Below are 19,563 nucleotides of genomic sequence, written 5' to 3'. Positions count from 1 at the left end.
CTAAGTTGTGTGCTCAGCAGTAATACCGTTAAAGGATTGACTCATTGGATAAAAGCCAGCGACTTCTCGAGGTCGAAATAGATCAGCTAAAAAGCAAGGTCGAATCGGAGCCCGAAAAAGTTTGGGCAATCGCTGAGCAGTGTGCAGCACGTGCTGCGCAAATTCTCTATCCCGAAGGGGAGATTCAGTGTCTCATTATCATGTCTCGCTGTGCATGGTGTATGATGGAGTACCGCAAGGGTCTCAAGTACATCAAAGAGGCACACAGCAAACTTAATGTATTAGACACCGACGACCTTCTCCCCGAAATCCTTCATATCCATGCGCTTCAGTATTGGGGACAAGCTAGATACTACTCCGCTCAACAGTACTGGATCAACGCATTAGAACAATCCGCATTGGTTGATGAAGTCGAGATTCAACTAGAGTCTCTAATTGGCTTGGGCAATGTTTGGCGTATTACTCACGAGTACCATCTAGCGAAATCAACACACGAATTAGCGGTCATTGTCGCAAACAATGCTCGTATTAACTGGCTTGAAGGAAAAGCGCGTATCTTGCTTGCGTGGGATCATTACCTACTGAACAACTATGTAGAAATGCTCTCTGTGCTTGATGGCGCCGTCGAAGCCCTAAAAGATCATTGCGACAACACGTGGCAAGCGGAAGTGTGGGATTTTAGAGGCTTAGCTTTGTTAGGATTAGAGCGTATTGAAGACGCTGAAGAAGCGACAAGTAAAGCCCACGAACTGGCGATGCGGCACGACTTAGTGTGGATGAAAGCACACTCTTTTATCAGCCGAGCTCGTGTTGAACTGCTCCGCAAACGACCACAAAAAGCAGCAGAGTTACTCATTCATGCGGAACAATCAGCGGTTACCTTCGACAACGGCGAGTTATTGTCTCAGATCTGCTTTCAACAATCTCGGGTAGCTGAAGAGTCCGGGGATTATAAAACTGCGCTCGAAGCATTCCGAAAGTATCGAAGTCACTCCACTAACATGCTCAGAGAGCAGACCGCTCGAGTAAGCAATGATAAAGCGCGAGCTTCCAAACGCCAACTTGAGCAACGAGCGAGAAAACTGATCAACCGCATTCGTGGTCAACATGAGTTCGATCCAGAAAAACAATTGAGTCAAATGGTGTCGGAAACCTATTGGTGGGAACAGCTTGTTCTATTTAAAACCGAGCTAAAACGTTCTAACCATGCAGTTATCGTCATTCAACACAGCGACGCTAACTACCTCGAAGTATGCACTGAACTCGCACATTCATTGTGTAATAAGCGCGATATGCTGTCTCGCCTGAGCAGCGAACGACTCGGGATATTGCTTGCCGACAAAGGGGATGAAGCCGTTAACGTATTCCACGTATTAGCCAAGATGATTGAAATATACCCTTGGCATAGGAAAGGACTGGATGATGTGCTACCTAAAGTCATCTTCCAAGATATTCTTACCTTCCCATTTACTTTAGAACAATTAGAAGATAGTCAGCGACAGGAACAGCAGCATGGAAGTCTTACTCAATAAAATTTCTGACTCTGGCTTAGATCCCTCTTCTGTATCTGGCGAAGAGGCGATAATCTTTTGGAACCACGTCCGCCAACACGTTGCGACGTCCCCTCAGGAAGTTGCTCAATGCCTCATCATTAGTGCCGAATTCCGCGTTGAGTTAAAGCAGCTCCAAACCAGTATTGACGAATTGAAAGAGGCGCTAGGCCACCTGACACTACCTGAAGACGCCGAACTAATCCTAGAAGTAAGAAATGGACTTGCCGATAGGTTGGTTGAGAATGGTGATTTTCATGGCGCGTTAACGGAATACATTCGCTCATCAACCATTGCCGTAGACAATGGGTACATTGACGCTTACGTACTTGCAGTATTGGGCATGGGCAACCTGTGTGATGCATATGGCGATCACAATCGTGCGTTAAGGTACTATCAGAAAATAGACAGTATCGATCATGCTATTAGTAGCCGCTCGCTACGGCTACGTTACAAACTCTATATGCTCTCCTGCTATATTGAGCTAAAGCGTACTACTGCGGCGAACGACTTAATCAAAGAGTGTGATGAACTGAGTATTCTGGTCAGTGACAAGGTGCTATCGGGGCAAATTTTGCTTTATCAAGCCAAACTCTACCGCCAGAACAAGCAAATGGAATTGGCCATGCAGTGCCTTGGCAATGTTCAGTATGCAGCAGGAAATATTCACTCTTCGTGGTTATCAAACATGATCCGCTTGGAACTTGCGGCCTGCCTGAGCGAACAAAACAAACCCCATATTGCTAACTGGGTTTTGGAGTCTGCTCGTCGTCGAATCAAGCTTTACGCCTCTCCGATTCTCAACCTAAAACTTTGCAATTCTCTCGCCGAAATCTGTGAGCAAAAAGGCAACTTCAAAGGGGCACTCGAATATCAAAAGATCGCCTACCGCATTGAAAGCGATCTGATGAAAAAGATTCCAATAGGTGAGTTAGGCGCTAGCCAATTACGCAGGCTTTCACGCTTCGAATTGCAATTAAAGCTAATCCTATCCGAGCAAGAAAACCGTGAACTAAAAGAAACAACAGAAAGCCAAAAGCATGCTGTAGCCCAACTTCAGCAAGATGTATTCACCGATCCACTAACTTCGCTGCATAACCGCCGTTGGCTCGATGTAAAACTGAAAGATTTATTACTTCACGACGTGCCATTTGCTCTGATGGTCGTCGATATCGATCACTTTAAATCTATCAATGACGAACTTAGTCACCTAGTGGGAGACAAAGCTATCGTCAATGTATCTCACGAACTCGCCGCCTATTTTAAATTCCGTGGTGCGTCATGTGTACGATTTGGTGGCGAGGAGTTTTTGGTCATTATCGAGCGCGCAACACTTGAACAAGCCGAAATGCACGCCGAGAACTATCGCGAACGAATTTTCAAATTTGGCTGGCAGAATATTCTCGGAGAACGAGGGCTGACGGTCAGTATCGGAATTACACTGCACCGTGAAGGTGAGAATACGCAAAGAACATTTTATCGTGCAGACAAAGCCCTCTATCGAGCTAAAGCCAACGGGCGAAATCAAGTCTGTACTGAATAAAGCGCCAAGAGATAATTGAAACGCCTATTGCCCTAAGCTCTAGGCGTTTTTTTATTTATGCTATATCGTGAAGATGGCCATTGACCTCACCCATGATTTTCGAACCTTGCCATTATTGCTAGCCAGATCAAGCAAAAGAAACCTAATTGTTTGATTTTATTTCTATACTGAATAGAACTGCACCATTATCTGTATAAAATACAATGAACAAGGATTGTTGGTATGTTTCTCGATTATTTCGCACTTGGTCTGTTGATCTTTGTTGCACTCGTTATCTTTTACGGCATTATCGTGATCCACGATATCCCTTATGAAATCGCCAAAGACCGCGAGCATCCTCATCAAGATGCAATACATTATGCGGGTTGGGTAAGCCTGTTCACTCTCCATGCCATTTGGCCATTTTTATGGATATGGGCCACCTTATGGCGCAAAGAGCGAGGCTGGGGATTCAAAAGACTTGAAGAACAACAACATGATATCCATCACCGTGTCGATGAACTCATCGATCAAGTCACCCAACTGCAAAGAGAAGTTTTGGACCTAAAGCAGTACGCTAGCTCGCAACAAAGTGTCCATCTACACACAGATCGTAGTGAGGAGGAGCAATAATGGACTTACTACTCATCCTGACTTACGCGGCGTTATGTATTACTGTGTTTAAAATCTTCAATATTCCTTTGAATAAATGGACAGTTCCTACCGCAGTGTTAGGCGGTGTCGTTCTGATAGGCACCCTGATTCTTTTAATGAACTACAACCACCCATTTACTCAGATCGGCAATCAGGTTTACTCAACTACTCCGATTGTTTCGGGAGTTCGAGGGCGAGTGATTGAAGTTCCGGTTGAGGCGAACAAACAACTTCAGCAAGGCGATGTGCTGTTTGCCATCGACCCTATCCCTTATCAAGCTGAGGTCGCTAAGAAAAAAGCACAAATCAAGGAAGCCAGTCAAGGTGCACTCGGGTTAGACTCTTCTCTTCAAGAAGCCTTAGCAGCAAAAAACAGAGCCGTTGCTGAAAGAGATAAAGCTAAGCGAGAGTTTGATCGTTACCAACGTGGTTTTGACAAGGGCGCGTTTACTGAGCAGCAACTAGATACTAGACGTCAAGCCTACAAAGCGGCGGAATCTTCAGTCAATGTGGCGAATGCAAAGGTCGAACAAGCTCAATTAGCCCTCGACTCAGAGATTGGTGGTGAAAACACTACAGTTGCGCGATTGATTGAAGAACTGCGCCAAGCAGAGTTCAACTTAGATCAAACCATCGTTCGTGCACCGACCGACGGTTTTGCAACACAGTTGGCTCTAAGACCAGGTGTTATGGCTGTCCCATTGCCACTAGCGCCAGTCATGACCTTTGTTCATACTGAAGAGATCTTCTATACCGCCGCTTTTAGGCAAAACTCTCTGCAACGCTTGCAACCAGGCTTTAAGGCTGAGTTTCTCTTTAGAGCTTTGCCAGGAAAAGTGTTTAAGGGTGAAGTGATTGAAATACTGCCCGCTATTGGCGAGAGTCAATTTCAAGCTCGAGGCGCGTTACTGGGCACCGAAGCGCTAAAAACAAGCGGTAGAGTTTTTGCCAAATTGAAGATCACCGACGACCTTTCTGGCTACCATCTACCTTTAGGTACTGCGGTTGAAGTTGCGGTGTACTCAGATCAGTTCACCCATGTCTCAATTATGCGTAAAGTGCTTATTCGTATGAAAAGTTGGCAAAACTACCTCTATCTAGATCATTAGTACCCCCCTAGCCCAAAGAGACAGAACAGGTTTCTTTGGGCAATGTTTACTCGTCGAGTGGGCTACAACTGGCCATTTGCACACAAGGTATCCAGACGCCTAGCCTGTTACCTTTCCATGCCTTCACTTAGCAGGTATAATCTGCGCCTCACCGTCTCAAGCGTATAAAATTCAACCAAAATAACCGCTTGTTGACTAAGTTCTTTAAAGATTTCGACAAAGGGTTATCTATGAATCTTACGGCTAAAACTGTTGTAGTTATAGCGATCGGTGCTGCTTTATACGGTATTGGTGGATTACCGATGTTTGGCATTCCTGTATTCGCCAACACAACCTTAAAACCGGCAATGGCAGTCCTCGCATTATTCTCTGTCCTTTTTGGCCCTATGGTCGGTTTTTTAGTGGGATTCATTGGTCACTGGGTGACCGACCTTTTTGCTGGTTGGGGCGTTTGGCTAACTTGGGTGCTCGGTTCTGGTATCGTCGGCCTTGTTCTGGGTCTTTTCCCCACCTTGACCCAAAATCGCCTTGCTAGCGGTCAATTCGGTAAGAAAGACTTCTCTCTTTTTGTCGTTTTGGCTCTGATGGGCAACGTGATTGGTTACGGTTGTTCAGCCTTCTTAGATACCATTTTATACGCAGAACCATTTACCAAAGTATTCACTCAACTTTCTATCATCGCGGCGGGCAACACGGTTCTTATCGCTGTGGTGGGTTACTTTATTCTAAAATCCGTTGCCAAGCGCAATAAACAAAGCCGTAATCTTACTGAGGCTTAATCATCAATGACCATTGAATTTTCTGACTTCTCTTTTAGATATGAGTCACTGGATAAACCGACGCTTAAACATATCAATCTAAGGATAGAGAAAGGAGAGAAAATCGTCATTATCGGACCAAGCGGCAGTGGGAAGTCTACCCTTGGTCAATGCCTAAATGGACTTATCCCACATGCATTTAAAGGTGAGGTTACGGGGCACTTATCTTTCAATGATAGAAATGCCTCTCAACTCGACCTTCACCATTACACCGAGCAAATTGGCACCGTATTACAAGATACTGACAGCCAATTTGTTGGACTCAGTGTGGGCGAAGACATCGCCTTTGCCTTGGAAAACCAGCTGACATCTAACCTTGATATGTACCCGCTGGTACAGTCCACTGCAAAGATGGTTGAACTGGCAAACATGCTTGACCGCTCACCGCATGATCTATCTGGTGGGCAAAAGCAGCGTGTTTCTTTAGCTGGAATCTTGATTGATGATGTTGACACGTTGCTGTTTGACGAACCTCTGGCTGCGCTAGATCCAAAAACCGGCCGCAAAACGATTGATATTATCGACCAATTGCATAAAGAGACAGGCAAAACCATCATCATCATCGAACATCGCCTTGAAGATGTTCTGTATCGACACGTTGATCGAGTGATCTTGATGGAGCAAGGTGAAATCGTTGCCGACATGTCACCAAACGAAATCCTCTCGTCTTCTCTATTAAACAGTCATGGTATTCGTGAACCTTTGTATTTATCAGCGCTTAAAGCGGCTCGTTGCCCAGTAGATGCAAACCATTGTGCTTCCCTGAGCACAATGCCCGTTGAATCTTACAAGCCCTTATTTTCTGAGTGGCAAGCTCGCCCTATCAACACGAGTTTGAACAGCGACTCTCTGCTTTCCATTCAGGGATTAACCTATTCTTACGACGGTGAAAAAAATGCGCTTGAAGATATCTCATTTGACATCAAGCAAGGCGAGTTCGTTTCTATTCTAGGTAAGAATGGGTCAGGTAAGTCAACCATTACTAAACTCATCATGGGTGTATTGAGTCAAGATTCAGGCTCTATCTCTTTTCAAGGTCAAGACATTGCCACTTTATCCATTTTCGAACGCAGTCAGAAAATGGGGGTCGTGATGCAAAATCCGAATCATATGATCTCTCACCATATGATTTTTGACGAAGTGGCATTTGGTCTACGCAACCAAGGCTTAACAGAGCATGAAATCGAAAAGAAAGTTCTTGATACTCTAGAGTTATGTGGTCTAAGCAAGTACAGAAACTGGCCAATCGAAGCGCTCAGCTACGGGCAGAAAAAGCGAGTTACGATTGCTTCAATTCTCGCGTTAGAACCGCAATTATTGATACTGGATGAGCCAACGGCGGGTCAAGATTACCGAAACTACACATCGATGCTGGATTTCATCAGCAAGCTCAACCAAAAATTGGGTATTACCGTCATCATCATTTCTCATGATATGCATTTAGTACTGGAGTATACCCACCGCTCGATTGTCATTTCAGACAGCAAGCTCGTCGCTGATGCTCCAATGACCGATGTGTTTACCCAACCAGAGCTATTAGATAAGGCTAACCTAACTACCACCAGCCTTTACGATTTGGCCGAAAGTTTAGAGGTGGAAAACAAAAACGCCTTTATGCAGTACTTTATCCAACAAGAGAAGAATGTCGCATGAATGCCTCTAAAATGAAGTTTGGCATTAGCTATGTCGATACCAAGTCTCCGCTACATGCGTTAAACGGAATTACCAAGTTTGCTTTATTCATGGCTTGGGTCACGGTTGTTCTTACTACCTTTGATCTGCGCATGATCAGTGTATTGATTTTAGCTGGCCTTTATCTTCTTAAACTCACTCAAGTGCCTTTTAAGGTGTATAAACCTTTATTGATCGGAACGGCGAGTGTTCTACTCCTTAACGCCCTATTTATGTTTTTACTCGCTCCGAAGCAAGGCTCAGAGTTCATCGGCAGCCATAACGTTCTGCTCGCCCTACCCGGTGGTTACTCGCTTACCCAGGAGACGTTGTTTTATTTAGTCACAGTAACACTCAAGTACTTCAGTATGTTCCCGATTGCTTTGGTGTTTGTTTTTACTACCCATCCAACCGAGTTTGCTGCCAGCTTAAACAGAATTGGTGTGCCATATAAGATTGCTTATGCGGTGAGTTTGACCCTGCGATACTTGCCCGAAGTGAAAAATGATTTCGTCAACATCATGCATGCTCAGCAGGCTCGCGGACTCGATATATCTAAAAGCACACCTCTTTTCCAGCGTATGCAGAATGTCGCAAAAATCCTCGGACCGTTGATTTTTTCTAGCCTAGATCGTGCTGATGAAATTTCTAATGCAATGACTCTGCGCGGCTTTGGCCGACATGCAACTCGGACTTGGTATAGCGCTAAGCCACTGCATAAAACCGATAAGATTTGTCTCGTGATGGTTGCAGCAATCGTGGTACTGGCGATCGTAAAGCGTTATTTAGAGAGTGAGTTATTTTGGTATCCGTTCTGACATAGCACTCTAAAAGTCATTTAAAGCCCAGCGTTCGCTCTGGGCTTGTTGCATTCAACCTACTTAGGCTACTCAACAATATATAATATTAGCCACTTCCGGAATTCTAATCCTTTCTACTATTGCCTATTCCCTGACTTTGCTTCACATTGGCGTAACAAATAACAAGGGAATAATGATGAGTACAGCTAGCTTTCTTCGCTTAATCTGCTTAGCCGCTATTTGGGGTGGCTCGTTTCTATTTATGCGCATAGCCGCTAATACCTTCGGCCCTGCATTCTTAATTGAATTTAGGGTTGGATTCGCTGCAATCAGTTTGCTGTTTGTTTCACTGTATCTAAAGCGTAAATTAGCGTTCCGCTGTCATTTCAAACATTTCATGATCATTGGGCTGTTTAACACCGCGCTTCCTTTCCTACTGTTTGCCTATGCGGCGCAAACGCTCAACGCCTCTACGTTGTCAGTATTGAACTCAACCGCTGTAATATGGGGAGCCGTCATAGGAATCTTTTGGCATAAAGCAATCGTGACACCTAGAGCAAGTCTTGGAATGCTAGTTGGGGTTATAGGTGTCGTTACTTTAGTCGGGGTGGATGCAATCAATATCGGCCTAGATTCAGTCTACCCAATTCTCGCTAGTATCTTGGCAACATTTAGCTATGGTATAGCGACAAACTACACTAAAACCGCGCCCAGAATTGCGGCATTTGACAACGCACATGGCAATATGTGGGCTGCGGTGTTAATTATTTTGCCCCTGCTTCCTTTCATTCCCATGAGAGGTGAACCGACTCAACAAGAAATGTTGTCTGTTGTCGCGCTAGGCGTAATATGTACAGGAGCAGCTTACCTACTCTACTTCAAGCTTGTCGCAGACGAAGGTGCCGCGTCAGCCCTATCGGTAACATTCTTGATACCCGTTTTTGGGATACTATGGGGAACACTAATATTAGAAGAACCGATCGGGTGGAACACCATAGTGGGCACCATGTTGGTACTCAGTGGCACCATGATGGTGACAGGCTTTTCACCACGCCAGATTCTCCAACGCACCAAAATGGTTGAACAGAATTAACGACGCAGCTCTAACGTCATATATTGGCTGTTGGGATCGGGTGTATAGTCACCAAACGGTTCGCAATAGCCAAAGCCAAACTTCTCGTACAAGGCTCTCGCTGGGGTAAAAAACGCCATCGAGCCCGTTTCCAAACTGATACGTTTAAACCCCTCTTCGTATACGAAATCGAGTACGTGTTTCAACATAAACGAAGCGACACCTTGGTTTCGCGCCTTACATGACGTGCGCATCGACTTAATCTCTACATGGCGATCATCCAATCGCTTTATCGCGGCACATCCTAATAGCTTTCCTTCCGTCCAACCACTCCAAAACGTCACGCTTTCATGTTGTAAAGCACTCACATCCAAAGCATGGACACTTTCAGGAGGTGATGTTGCATTCATGTCTGCTAGGTGCTCCTCTAACAGCTTACGTATTTCGGGGTGGTCCAACTGACCCGTTTTTATTTCCATAATAGCTCCTTGCTTTAAGACACTCTAAATAAGCAAAATTGGCACCAACTCAAATCAGAAGCGCTTTGCCAGTAAATTTAGCGAATTAGTCGCTGTGGTTAGCAGGTTAAATAGTCATCAAACTCAGATCCTTCTCACAGTTTGCAAATTAATATACCCGATGATTACAAATTAGTGGGACTTAAGGCTCATAATTCTTCCTCTCAGACCGATAAATTTATAAACATATTTTTACAAAATGACGAATAAGCCATTCGGCATAAACGGAGTAGGATGCCTGATATGAAAGAAGTTGAATTTAGAACGATAGACCGTTTGTTTATCAAGATGTCTATTAACGACAAGATGTGGGTTATTTTTGCTCTGTTCTTAGTTACAGTGGCGACACTTGCAGGTGGTAGATATTACCATGAGATGAACACTTTTGAGCAAAGTACCCTGTACGCCGCAGAGCAACAACTCAACGGAATTTTAAGTGTCGGGACTGTACAAAGTATCAGTCAATTACCAAATATCTCATTGGCAAGTTCTGTACAAGCACCTCAGTACAAAGACGGCATTGCTACTGTGACCGGGCAAGCTTCAACTGGCCAAGCATATCAACTGGTTGTCAATGCGAAAAGCCAAGCAAAAGATTTCAAATCTCAGGCCCTCACTAGCTTTGGTTTGAGCTTCCTGTGGGCTGTACCTTTTGCCGTATTCTGTTACTGGGTCGCAACCTTCTTAGGCGGAGCTCTCTGGGTACTCTACACAACCACACAACGTATTGGTGAAGGTGACCTAACTTCGCGTTTAGGTTTCCACCCTGGCCGTGACGAATTCGGAACCATCGGCTGTGCACTGGATAAAGCGATGGATACTCTGACAGAGTTGGTTGTTACCGTAAAAGAAAACGCAACTACTCTCAGTGAGACATCTTCATCTTTCGAACAAGAAATGAAATTGAGCGAGACTCAGATTAGCCAGCAGTATTCTTCACTCGACTCTGTCGCAACTGCGATGGAAGAAATGACAGCGTCAGCAAAAGAAGTGACCAGTATTGCTCAGCAAGCTACATCGCAAACTGAGACTGACGCAGAGCATATTGATCAAAGCCACGGTCGAGTTCAGTCGGCTATTAGCGAAATTGCTCGACTTTCCGATTACATAGGCAAGGCCTCTGAGTCAGTCGCTACCCTCACCGACAACACTACTCAAATCAATGAGGTCATCACCACAATCAATGCCATTTCTGAGCAGACCAATCTACTTGCTCTGAACGCAGCAATTGAAGCTGCACGTGCTGGCGAGCAAGGACGTGGTTTTGCCGTGGTCGCTGACGAAGTTCGCACCTTAGCCAGTCGTACTCAATCAGCGACAGTAGAGATCCAATCAATGATTGAAAAACTGCAGTCTGAAACCCACAGTATCGCCTCGATTACTGAACAAACGGTTAGCCAAGCGCAAACTAGTAGCGACTTGGTCGCAGATATTGGTAACGATGTTCAATCGATCTCTGAATCAGCCCGTTCATTAATGGACATGAGTATCCAAATCTCCACATCAGCAGAAGAGCAAAGCGCGGTTGCGAACGATATTGCTTCAGAGCTCAGCGATATACGCTCACAATCCAACACCATTCGTAATGTTGCTGAGCAATCTTCTGCAGGGGTGGCAAATTTAACACAAGCATCTGTGTCGTTGGCCGATATTCTAAAAAGCTATCGAACTTAACAACCAATTTCGATTATCAGTAAAGGGCTTAAATGCCCTTTATTTTCATCTCGACAAAACTCTCAGCCAAACGAGCCTCCTTTATCTATACTTAATCTAACTTTTAGGTGGGATAAGGACGACGAAATGAGCACTTTACTCCTGTATGTGCTGCTGTTGACCAACCCAAGCTCAGCGCAACACTCTTCTTCACTGCCGTTAAAATGTAAGCTTCTTCACACCGAAGACACCTTTTGGTTCTACAAAGAACAGCTCGTTTATGAGAGTGAGCAGTTTATTCTGTTGCAAAACTTTAAGGGTAGAACGGTAACACAAGTCGATATGAAGACTGGTGAACTTATTCGTACAACCTATATTGGTGATCCGTATGATCCTAAATACCAAATATTGCTTGGAAAGTGCGACGATGCCCCGCATACATTGAAGATGTGGCGGCTAAATGATGTTCCTTACGATAACTAAAGCGCCCCTGGAGTCCAGCGATTGATTTAGCACGATGCTAGGTCTAGCCACGCAAGTTAAATTTCGATCACAAATTGATAACATCAAAAACACATTGTTCTTCTTTCAATTTAGACTAATTACTCATATCAATGGAGGAAGAACATGGAAGAGTTTCTCGCCGAATACCCTATCATCACCGAAGTGCCCGTCGCTTGGGGGGAAATGGATGCGCTTCAACACGTTAACAATGCGGTTTACTTTCGCTATTTTGAAACAGCCCGCCTTGAATACTTTAAGAAAATTGAACTGCTCGTTGACTTAAAAACACACCATATAGGCCCTGTATTAGGTCATACTGATTGCCGATACAAAATCCCAGTTACCTACCCAGATACTTTGATCATTGGCTCTAAAGTCGCAGAACTAAAAGAGGATCGCTTTACTATGGAGTACGTTATCGTCAGCAAAAAAATCGGCAAGGTAACCACTATCGGCACCGCTACATGTGTCATGTTCGATTTCAAGAACCAAGTCAAAGTGTCTATTCCTGAGCACATTAAGCGAGCCATCATAGCAACGGAAGAAAAGTGATATTGAATAGCTAACGCCTTTTCTCACCAAAGGAGTGTCGTTTAAAGATCAACTTGTTATATACTTCGCTCCATTGTCAATAGATCGGCTACTTTTCTCACATGAACAAGAGTTTACTTACTAACATCATTGCACTCGCTCTCCTTGCGGGCGGCCATCAAGTAGATAATCAAATTGCATTCTACGCGGGCTTATTTGCTTTCTCTGGCGCGATTACCAATTGGTTGGCTATTCACATGTTGTTCGAAAAAGTACCAGGATTGTATGGCTCTGGAGTCATTCCTGCCCGTTTCGAAGAATTTAAAGCCGCGATCAAAAATCTAATGATGGAACAATTCTTCACCCAAGAGAATATCGACAAATTTCTAAGTAAAGAAATGACTGGTGGTCAATCTCTCAATCTTGAACCCGTTATTGAGAAAATCGACTTCAATCCAACTTTTGACTCACTTGTTGATGTAATTGCCAACTCCCAGTTTGGCGGCATGTTAGCAATGTTCGGTGGCACGGAAGCACTTCAACCGATGAAACAACCGTTCGTGGATAAAATGAAAGAAGCCATCGTCGATATGAGCCAAAGCGATACAATCAAAGACGCTCTAAAAGAGCAGTTTGAAGCCCCCGCGATGATAGACGAAATTCGAACCAATGTTGAAAACATCATCGATCAACGATTAAGTGAACTAACACCTAAGTTGGTAAAAGAGATGGTACAAAAGATGATCAAAGAGCACCTTGGCTGGCTTGTCGTATGGGGTGGCGTATTTGGTGGCCTCATTGGGGTTGTGTCTTCGTTTATTGCTTAACAGCACTAGGATTTGCAAAGGGAAGCATTGGCTTCCCTTTTTTACAACTTAGATATCAAGTCGGCATTAACGCCAAAACTGCTCTTATGCTCTTCGATAACCACTTCACTTCGGGTTTGGATCACACCAGGTAGAGTACCTAGCTTTGTCGACATAAAGTTTTGATACGCTTTCATATCTTTAACTCTAACTTTGATCATAGTGTCAAAATCTCCGGATAAGGAGTAACACTCCTCGATCTCTGGCATATCGGCCACCGCTTGGGCAAATTTTTCGAAAATAGAAAAGCTGGTTTGATCAAGTCTGATATGAATGAATACTTGGACATCAAGACCAAGTTTTTCCGGGTTTAGTTCAGCGTGGTAGCCTGTTATAAATCCTTCTTTTTCTAGCCGCTTAACGCGGTCAGAGCACGGAGAAGTGGTTAAATTAACTTGCTTAGCAAGCTCTACAATCGGCAGTCGACCTTTTAGGTTTAAGGTGCGAAGTATCTCTCGGTCGATTCGGTCTAAATCCATTTATCGCTCATAGTAAGTGACGGGAAACGTTCCATCATCTTAAGCGAAAAGCCTAACTGACCTTATAGCTAAGCGAGAACGAAATAGAATTTTTGTGATGCTATGCGATTTTTACGGCTGAAAAAGCATCTTGTCTCGACACAACGTCAGATTGCGTATTACAAACTCGGCAAAACGCCTGCTTTTCCATTTTCACATAGTGCGCACCTTGAAACAGGGTTGAAAAGAAACACGCCATACTTTTTACCATCGAGTCATGCTGGATTTCACAACGTCTCATGACAATTTTATGAGCTGTGCTTTTCCCGCAGCAGTGACAGTGCATATGTGGCATTTTCTTCTCTCCTTTAAAAATGTGCGCTATTGATAATCGACACATTTTGGAAGCGAGAGTTCATTCAATTCAAACGTTAGTTTACAAAACGTGAGGTAAGTTCAAAAAATAGCCGTGTTAAACCAGTAGTCGATGGAAAATCCTTACTTAACTCTCTTTGGCAGCGCACTTTTTTCCAAAACGACATGATTAATTGCCTAGCTTGATCTTTGGTTCAGCGATGGCTCTCTTAGCCATGTAGACACTATAGGAGCAAACACTACAAACATATTGGCGAGCACAATAAACGCTAACCCCGTCAACTGAGAGAAACTATAGCTCTGTGCATAAAACAACCACTGCCATAGGGTAGTAAACATTAGATTGGTAAAAATCAGTGGGGCTAACTGAGAGCCCGATTCAACCAGCCGGTATGCTTTGGCGCGAAACACTTGAGTGTTAATAATAAGAAAAGAAACACCAAATATAACAACAGTAAGGAGGAACGGCGTAGAACCATGCGTATCAACCATCTGTTCAGTGGTAAAGAAACGGTAACCAACATAAGGTGACAATACAATCGCCGCATATAGAAACGTCCAGTAGTTAATTTCAAATGCGCCCATATCAGATCGACTAATGCGATGCAGACTTAATTGAGAACCTGCATTAAATAACCCTGATGCTAGCCCCACTAACAGCTCCACGCGCAGGTTAACTCCAGAGACATCCCCGGCTAAAAGAATCACACCAGAAAAAGTCAGCATTAACCCCCATACCGATATCCAATTGAGCGGAGTGGAAAAGATTAGTCTTTCTAACATAGGCAAAAACAGAGGACCTGTGCCAAACAAGACGACGCTCTCTACTAAGCTAAGATGATTCAAAGAGTAGATAAAGCACACCTGACAGACAGCTATACAGAATGCACGAATCCAAATCATCTTATCAATTGCACCTGGCGGTCGTGTAAAGAGCTTTCTGGTTATGACCAGTATGATGAACGAGGGCACTATAAATCTTAGGAAGCTGAGTAAACTCGGTTCAAAATATTGGCCTAAGTATTTGGTAAATAGCCCGGTTAATGACAAACTAAAAGTAGAAGCCAACATAAACAAAACTGGGTACAACTGGTTCAACATAATCCCCTCCCTTTATCTCAAGTCTAGGGAAGTTGAGCCAAAATGACTAACGAGTATTATTGACACAAACAGTAAGAAAAACTTACAGATGAAACCTAGAATTCCTACCCCAATAAAATCACTTTATGCCTTTGTTGCCGTCGCAGAGACAGGCAGCATGACTGATGCAGCATCGGCGCTTAATGTCAGTCACTCTGCCATTAGTCAAGCAATTAAATCGTTAGAAAGGTATCTAGGGCAGGCTCTTTTCAATCGAGTAGGACGTCATGTGACGCTCAATGCCACTGGGCGACAATACTATAAAAGTATCGCTCCTGCTTTAGAGCAGATTACCCGAGCAACCCACCAACTTATTGATGATAAACAGTCACATCGCCTAACTCTGAATATGGTCAACTCACTTGCCATGCATTGGTGGATACCTAGAGTAAACCAGTTAAACCAATATGCACCAAATCTCGATGTTCGTATTTCCACCCTAATTGGTACATTCGTACTGGAAGATGAAGGTGTTGATGTCGCTGTAATACACGGCAACATAGAAGATTGGCAAGAGTACTACTGTGAAAAGCTCGCAGACGATGAACTAGTCATGGTAGCTAGCCCAGACTTGGCGACTGATAGTGATTGCCCTAAGATTCTTCTTGCGAAACATCCTGCGATCATCGCTGCCAACGATAGACGAAAGCATGACTGGCAAGTATGGTGTGAGGCAAACAATACCTCGATACCTAACCCAGCAAACAACTTAAAATTTGGCGCTTCTATTCAAGCCGTTCAGGCAGCAATTCGTCATCTGGGGGTATTTGTTACTCATCGAATTTTTGTTCGTGACGACGTACAGCAAGGGTATTTGGTTGAGGTTGGTAAACCCGTACAGAACCCGCATCAAATGTTTTATTTTGCTTGCCCACCAAACAAACTAAAGAATGAGAATATCTTGCAGTTGCGCAGTTGGATAAGGCGAGAGTTCAACGAAAGCCCACAATCAGAGCAATAGATTTTTTTGTTATAAGAGTTCAAAGTTACATACCTAATATGAGCTATTAGCGTACGGTTCTTCAGTGTCAATATTCTACCGGACAAACAAATTTAGGCAGCAGCACAATAAGTTACCTATGCGTCAAATTTAATGTGTTAATGACCGTAACACCTACATACTCATCAAAGCTCATAAAGATAACTGAAGTGATTCAATTCTAAATAATTCTTTACTCGTTCAGACTTTAAAATTTCTTCTAGACTTTGCTTGAGAGACTGTATTTTTAGTGAAGGTAAGATATGCCACAGCTCGCAGGGCAACAGATTGAAGAAATGGCTGACATTCGCGCGACAAGAAAACGCAAAGTTGTCTTGCTTTGTTCAGTCCTTTCCTTAGTGACGATTTTTACATTCTGCTTGGTTCGATTTATCGAACAAAATTACTTCTTCGCTGCCATTAATTTTCTGACCTCTTTGATTCTAACACTCAACATTATCTACTTAGTACGCCACCCCACACCCAAGTATTGCGATCTTATATTGAGTGGTGTGCTCGTTTTTCAAGGGGCCATTCTACTTTCTTATGGGCAAAGCTTAGATGCTCGCTTGCTGTGGCTATACCCTATTATGGCAGCCGTCATATTTGCAAATGACTTCAAAGCAAGCGCGATAATCAGTACAGGGTTCTTCGGCGTTATCTTACTTGCAGTGTTACTATCTAGTGCTGATCCAAATGCCTCGAGCGGTTCACAGAGCATATTCCTATTTAGTCTGTTCACGTTTTACTTGCTGTGTAATATTTACGCTTACCAATATTCAAAAGTCATGGGCTATATTCAGTTTCTTTATCAAGAGGGGATAGAAGACCTGGCCTATCTGGACCACTTAACAGGTCTAGCCAATCGTTGGAGTTTTGAAAGCTGGGCGCTCGGAAAGTTAGAAGAGAAGCAAAACAGTGACGGTTTGACTGCAATGGTTTTTCTCGATATTGATAATTTCAAATTCATCAATGATACCTACGGTCACGATGTCGGCGACCGTGTACTCCAACATTTTGCAAAACGCTTGAAAAACAATGTTCGCAATAAAGACCGCAATACCGATAAGCATGATTACTCTATCGCTCGATTTGCGGGGGACGAGTTTGTACTACTGCTTTACGACGTAAAATCGAAGCAGGACCTTGAAAACATTCTAAAGCGGATTTGTGGATTATTTACACATAGCTATCAAGCATCAGAACGTATCAATAAACTGACAGTCAGCGTTGGCGTGGCTCTCTATCCGGAAGACGCCTCCACTTTACCTGAATTGACTCGATGTGCAGATAAAGCGATGTATGCCGCTAAGCACGGCGGCAAAAATCAATATCGCTTCTATCGTGTTGACGGCCCAGTTAACATAAAGGAAGGTAGTAAGGCAACGTTAGCTAGCGTCACGCCACTGAAACAAGGTTAGCCATTCATATACATAAGCCATAGCGAAACAGCCATCACGACCAACATCCACGCCGCATATCGCACCGTATTGCGCTTATCTCGTTTTGGAGTAACAACGGGCTTAAAGGCCGCATCTTTTGCTGCCCTGGCAACAGCAGACACTGTACCTCTCTCAATCTCCTCTTTGCGTCGCTCACGCGCTTTTTGCGCGGTCTTACCAAAACGATGAAGTTGGTCCGCAGTTAACTCCTGTTTAGGGTCGTATCGACTATGGGAGTCAGTGTGTTTTGGGACAACAGCCATAAGCACCTCCTCTCTTTTGACCACTTATATCTAAGTATAGCCAAGACTTACAATAATAAATCTGATAATTACTGTTGAAATCTTCGGGATTTCCGAAACCAGATGGAACAAATATCAATGTTCCGGCTCACCTAATTCTAAGCAATATTTGTTCCAAACCAATAGATGAAAGCTAAGTCATTGAGCTGCCTACCTGAACAAACTTAAACCCATGACGTGCAGAATCAGTCTCTCATTTCGACAATCATTGTGCGAAATTCGTTGCAAATAACCCATCAGCCATGCCCCTACCGATTAAAACACCTGTCGCTGGCCAAACCGTTTAAGATCGCAAACAAGGTGGTCAACACGCCAATCATATATACAAAAAAGCCACGCGACGGCGTGGCTTTACTTAGTTTTTAGTAACGATTATTCGCTCAGGTACTCACATAAATACGCGGTCGATTCTTCCACTCGCAAGTCAAATGATGAATCCCCTTTAACATTGAACGATTGTCCTGCGCTAAAAGTGATCCAATCTAGCTCACCTGCTTGCTTTACAGTGAGTGCCCCTTTTACCACTGTCATACGTTCTGGGGCAGCAGTACCAAAAGTGTATTCACCGGGCGCCATGACTCCAACGCTCGCATCACCATCTTGCTGAGTAAAACCTAATGACTGGACTTGACCTTCAAAATAACTGTTTGCCTTAATCACACGATTCTCCTTGGGCTTAACATCTTTTCCATCAATGTGCTTTGTTTTATCGAAATTATACCGATTCAGCAACCACTTACTTTCTTCAGTTCAACAAAACAGCGTAATAGCCCTCCAACCTAGTGACGGTATTCAAACTATAATTCCGTTAGCATTACTCAATCTATTATTGTGCTCTTCAGTTGAATCAAAAATCAGAGAATGTGGCTATATTCGTTATCTAGCTCGAAGTCAGCTAAAATAGAGTAAAAGGCGAACAAAATGATTGAACAAATCTGGGGTAAAGGTCAAAATTCTCTACGCCTATATTGCGCTGAGAATCAATCTCCGACAATCTATGTGTCCGCCGTAAATTCACTCCTTTGATGAAGACAGGTTGATATGACTAAAAGTTCTGCGATTAAAACCGCCTTCGTCGTTGTTTTCGTGACTCTCGCGCTCGCGTTTAGCGCTTTACTCTATTTCAGCTATCAAGACTATGTTCACCCAAAACACGTTTATGGCAGATGGATTGAAATAGGCGCGCCACCATACCAAACTGAGGTACTGACACTTAACTCTCGTGGTGTATTCCGTAATGAGAGATTAATTGCCACTCAATTTGACTTCGACGGTAAGCGCATCATCGTTCATACTGGTGGTGGTGAATCCATTTATCAGATAGCAGGAACATTTAGCTCTCCACAATTACGTCGGTTAGAGCCAAATAGCCCTACACAAAGGTTTATCAAAGAAGGTTACGAAAATACCATAGATATGGAAGGTGGTGGCTCAGCCAAAAACCGTCGCGCAGCACTCTCTGACCACTTTGGAAACAAATAGCCTGTCCGTTCCACCTTTCTTGTTTGTCACGTTCGAAATGGTTTCCACCACTGGGCGAGGCTAAACGACTGGTTTGACTATCATTTAGCGCATATACTTGGTCCAGAGCATTCAAAT

The 19,563-nt window shown here is 43.7% G+C and carries 21 protein-coding genes; 15 read left to right on the top strand and 6 right to left on the bottom strand.

Features of this window, described 5'->3' with window-relative positions; all coding sequences use genetic code 11:
- Positions 1-44: 44 nt before the first annotated feature.
- The 8 genes from APB76_RS07025 (at position 45) to APB76_RS06990 (ending at position 9,217) form a co-directional block, all read left to right on the top strand.
- Positions 45-1,532 carry a tetratricopeptide repeat protein gene (locus tag APB76_RS07025; RefSeq protein WP_049844810.1) on the top strand — a complete coding sequence of 496 codons (1,488 nt, stop codon included), beginning with the start codon at positions 45-47 and terminating at the stop codon, positions 1,530-1,532.
- Positions 1,513-3,093, top strand: coding sequence for a GGDEF domain-containing protein (locus APB76_RS07020; RefSeq protein ID WP_054960989.1), 1,581 nt, complete (start codon positions 1,513-1,515; stop codon positions 3,091-3,093). The genes APB76_RS07025 and APB76_RS07020 overlap by 20 nt, the downstream gene beginning before the upstream one ends.
- Before the next feature lie 222 nt (positions 3,094-3,315).
- A complete protein-coding gene (locus APB76_RS07015) occupies positions 3,316-3,705 on the top strand; it encodes a DUF3302 domain-containing protein (protein ID WP_054960990.1) in 390 nt (129 codons plus the stop codon).
- Positions 3,705-4,835, top strand: a complete 1,131-nt coding sequence (locus APB76_RS07010) for an HlyD family secretion protein (RefSeq protein ID WP_054960991.1) — start codon at positions 3,705-3,707, stop codon at positions 4,833-4,835. Before APB76_RS07015 ends, APB76_RS07010 begins: the two co-directional genes overlap by 1 nt.
- A gap of 230 nt (positions 4,836-5,065) precedes the next feature.
- Entirely contained in the window at positions 5,066-5,614 is a 549-nt protein-coding gene (locus APB76_RS07005; RefSeq protein ID WP_054960992.1) for an ECF-type riboflavin transporter substrate-binding protein, read from the top strand.
- 6 nt (positions 5,615-5,620) lie between these two features.
- Entirely contained in the window at positions 5,621-7,306 is a 1,686-nt protein-coding gene (locus tag APB76_RS07000) for an ABC transporter ATP-binding protein (RefSeq protein ID WP_054960993.1), read from the top strand.
- Positions 7,303-8,142: an energy-coupling factor transporter transmembrane component T family protein gene (locus APB76_RS06995; RefSeq protein ID WP_054960994.1), complete on the top strand. Its 840-nt coding sequence runs from the start codon at positions 7,303-7,305 to the stop codon at positions 8,140-8,142. The genes APB76_RS07000 and APB76_RS06995 overlap by 4 nt, the downstream gene beginning before the upstream one ends.
- Positions 8,143-8,320: 178 nt before the next feature.
- The gene (locus tag APB76_RS06990; RefSeq protein WP_054960995.1) at positions 8,321-9,217 is read left to right on the top strand and encodes a DMT family transporter; all 897 of its coding nucleotides are present in this window, start codon (positions 8,321-8,323) and stop codon (positions 9,215-9,217) included.
- Here APB76_RS06990 and APB76_RS06985 read toward each other — a convergent pair.
- A complete protein-coding gene (locus tag APB76_RS06985) occupies positions 9,214-9,675 on the bottom strand; it encodes a GNAT family N-acetyltransferase (RefSeq protein ID WP_054960996.1) in 462 nt (153 codons plus the stop codon). The two genes, APB76_RS06990 and APB76_RS06985, sit on opposite strands and share 4 nt — an antisense overlap.
- A gap of 282 nt (positions 9,676-9,957) precedes the next feature.
- Between APB76_RS06985 and APB76_RS06980 the strand changes: the two genes are divergently transcribed.
- The 4 genes from APB76_RS06980 to APB76_RS06965 all read left to right on the top strand — a co-directional run bounded on the left by APB76_RS06980 (position 9,958) and on the right by APB76_RS06965 (position 13,229).
- Positions 9,958-11,388 (top strand): methyl-accepting chemotaxis protein, encoded by a 1,431-nt coding sequence (locus APB76_RS06980; RefSeq protein WP_054961217.1) that lies wholly within the window; start codon positions 9,958-9,960, stop codon positions 11,386-11,388.
- A gap of 126 nt (positions 11,389-11,514) precedes the next feature.
- Positions 11,515-11,850, top strand: a complete 336-nt coding sequence (locus APB76_RS06975) for a hypothetical protein (protein WP_049844801.1) — start codon at positions 11,515-11,517, stop codon at positions 11,848-11,850.
- 144 nt (positions 11,851-11,994) lie between these two features.
- On the top strand, positions 11,995-12,423 hold the full coding sequence (locus APB76_RS06970) for an acyl-CoA thioesterase (protein ID WP_049844800.1): 429 nt from the start codon (positions 11,995-11,997) through the stop codon (positions 12,421-12,423).
- 101 nt (positions 12,424-12,524) lie between these two features.
- On the top strand, positions 12,525-13,229 hold the full coding sequence (locus tag APB76_RS06965; RefSeq protein ID WP_049844799.1) for a DUF445 domain-containing protein: 705 nt from the start codon (positions 12,525-12,527) through the stop codon (positions 13,227-13,229).
- Positions 13,230-13,270: 41 nt separating this feature from the next.
- Here APB76_RS06965 and APB76_RS06960 read toward each other — a convergent pair whose 3' ends face one another.
- The 3 genes from APB76_RS06960 to APB76_RS06950 form a co-directional block, all read right to left on the bottom strand.
- On the bottom strand, positions 13,271-13,747 hold the full coding sequence (locus tag APB76_RS06960; protein WP_049844798.1) for an Lrp/AsnC family transcriptional regulator: 477 nt from the start codon (positions 13,745-13,747) through the stop codon (positions 13,271-13,273).
- 100 nt (positions 13,748-13,847) lie between these two features.
- A complete protein-coding gene (locus APB76_RS06955; RefSeq protein ID WP_049844797.1) occupies positions 13,848-14,081 on the bottom strand; it encodes a hypothetical protein in 234 nt (77 codons plus the stop codon).
- A 197-nt stretch (positions 14,082-14,278) separates the two neighbouring features.
- A complete protein-coding gene (locus tag APB76_RS06950; protein ID WP_054960997.1) occupies positions 14,279-15,202 on the bottom strand; it encodes a DMT family transporter in 924 nt (307 codons plus the stop codon).
- 88 nt (positions 15,203-15,290) lie between these two features.
- Here APB76_RS06950 and APB76_RS06945 point away from each other — a divergent pair, with 88 nt between their 5' ends.
- Positions 15,291-16,202 carry a LysR substrate-binding domain-containing protein gene (locus APB76_RS06945; RefSeq protein ID WP_049844795.1) on the top strand — a complete coding sequence of 304 codons (912 nt, stop codon included), beginning with the start codon at positions 15,291-15,293 and terminating at the stop codon, positions 16,200-16,202.
- Between the two features lie 281 nt (positions 16,203-16,483).
- Entirely contained in the window at positions 16,484-17,641 is a 1,158-nt protein-coding gene (locus APB76_RS06940) for a GGDEF domain-containing protein (RefSeq protein ID WP_049844794.1), read from the top strand.
- Here the strand turns inward: APB76_RS06940 and APB76_RS06935 are convergent.
- A complete protein-coding gene (locus tag APB76_RS06935) occupies positions 17,638-17,925 on the bottom strand; it encodes a hypothetical protein (protein ID WP_049844793.1) in 288 nt (95 codons plus the stop codon). The genes APB76_RS06940 and APB76_RS06935 overlap by 4 nt on opposite strands.
- A 411-nt stretch (positions 17,926-18,336) precedes the next feature.
- Positions 18,337-18,624 (bottom strand): pyrimidine/purine nucleoside phosphorylase, encoded by a 288-nt coding sequence (ppnP, locus tag APB76_RS06930; RefSeq protein WP_054960998.1) that lies wholly within the window; start codon positions 18,622-18,624, stop codon positions 18,337-18,339.
- A gap of 381 nt (positions 18,625-19,005) precedes the next feature.
- On the opposite strand from ppnP, the gene APB76_RS06925 reads away from it, so the two are divergent.
- A complete protein-coding gene (locus tag APB76_RS06925) occupies positions 19,006-19,446 on the top strand; it encodes a DUF2850 domain-containing protein (protein ID WP_049844791.1) in 441 nt (146 codons plus the stop codon).
- Positions 19,447-19,563 lie beyond the last annotated feature (117 nt).

Origin of the sequence: Vibrio bivalvicida (assembly GCF_001399455.2) — a bacterium.
In the GTDB taxonomy this organism is placed as follows: domain Bacteria; phylum Pseudomonadota; class Gammaproteobacteria; order Enterobacterales; family Vibrionaceae; genus Vibrio; species Vibrio bivalvicida.
The sequence above is the reverse complement of the archived record's forward strand: the minus strand, read 5'-3'. Positions and strand labels throughout refer to the sequence as shown.

Excerpts from the sequence above, each read along its gene's own strand:
- APB76_RS06975 (WP_049844801.1), top strand. The coding sequence starts at position 11,515 with ATGAGCACTTTACTCCTGTATGTGCTGCTGTTGACCAACCCAAGCTCA.
- APB76_RS06960 (WP_049844798.1), bottom strand. The coding sequence starts at position 13,747 with ATGGATTTAGACCGAATCGACCGAGAGATACTTCGCACCTTAAACCTA.
- APB76_RS06940 (WP_049844794.1), top strand. The coding sequence starts at position 16,484 with ATGCCACAGCTCGCAGGGCAACAGATTGAAGAAATGGCTGACATTCGC.
- APB76_RS06950 (WP_054960997.1), bottom strand. The coding sequence starts at position 15,202 with ATGTTGAACCAGTTGTACCCAGTTTTGTTTATGTTGGCTTCTACTTTT.
- APB76_RS06935 (WP_049844793.1), bottom strand. The coding sequence starts at position 17,925 with ATGGCTGTTGTCCCAAAACACACTGACTCCCATAGTCGATACGACCCT.
- APB76_RS07010 (WP_054960991.1), top strand. The coding sequence starts at position 3,705 with ATGGACTTACTACTCATCCTGACTTACGCGGCGTTATGTATTACTGTG.
- APB76_RS06945 (WP_049844795.1), top strand. The coding sequence starts at position 15,291 with ATGAAACCTAGAATTCCTACCCCAATAAAATCACTTTATGCCTTTGTT.
- APB76_RS07020 (WP_054960989.1), top strand. The coding sequence starts at position 1,513 with ATGGAAGTCTTACTCAATAAAATTTCTGACTCTGGCTTAGATCCCTCT.
- APB76_RS06955 (WP_049844797.1), bottom strand. The coding sequence starts at position 14,081 with ATGCCACATATGCACTGTCACTGCTGCGGGAAAAGCACAGCTCATAAA.
- APB76_RS06995 (WP_054960994.1), top strand. The coding sequence starts at position 7,303 with ATGAATGCCTCTAAAATGAAGTTTGGCATTAGCTATGTCGATACCAAG.
- APB76_RS07005 (WP_054960992.1), top strand. The coding sequence starts at position 5,066 with ATGAATCTTACGGCTAAAACTGTTGTAGTTATAGCGATCGGTGCTGCT.
- APB76_RS07015 (WP_054960990.1), top strand. The coding sequence starts at position 3,316 with ATGTTTCTCGATTATTTCGCACTTGGTCTGTTGATCTTTGTTGCACTC.
- APB76_RS06970 (WP_049844800.1), top strand. The coding sequence starts at position 11,995 with ATGGAAGAGTTTCTCGCCGAATACCCTATCATCACCGAAGTGCCCGTC.
- APB76_RS06980 (WP_054961217.1), top strand. The coding sequence starts at position 9,958 with ATGAAAGAAGTTGAATTTAGAACGATAGACCGTTTGTTTATCAAGATG.
- APB76_RS06990 (WP_054960995.1), top strand. The coding sequence starts at position 8,321 with ATGAGTACAGCTAGCTTTCTTCGCTTAATCTGCTTAGCCGCTATTTGG.
- APB76_RS06925 (WP_049844791.1), top strand. The coding sequence starts at position 19,006 with ATGACTAAAAGTTCTGCGATTAAAACCGCCTTCGTCGTTGTTTTCGTG.
- APB76_RS07000 (WP_054960993.1), top strand. The coding sequence starts at position 5,621 with ATGACCATTGAATTTTCTGACTTCTCTTTTAGATATGAGTCACTGGAT.
- APB76_RS06965 (WP_049844799.1), top strand. The coding sequence starts at position 12,525 with ATGAACAAGAGTTTACTTACTAACATCATTGCACTCGCTCTCCTTGCG.
- APB76_RS06985 (WP_054960996.1), bottom strand. The coding sequence starts at position 9,675 with ATGGAAATAAAAACGGGTCAGTTGGACCACCCCGAAATACGTAAGCTG.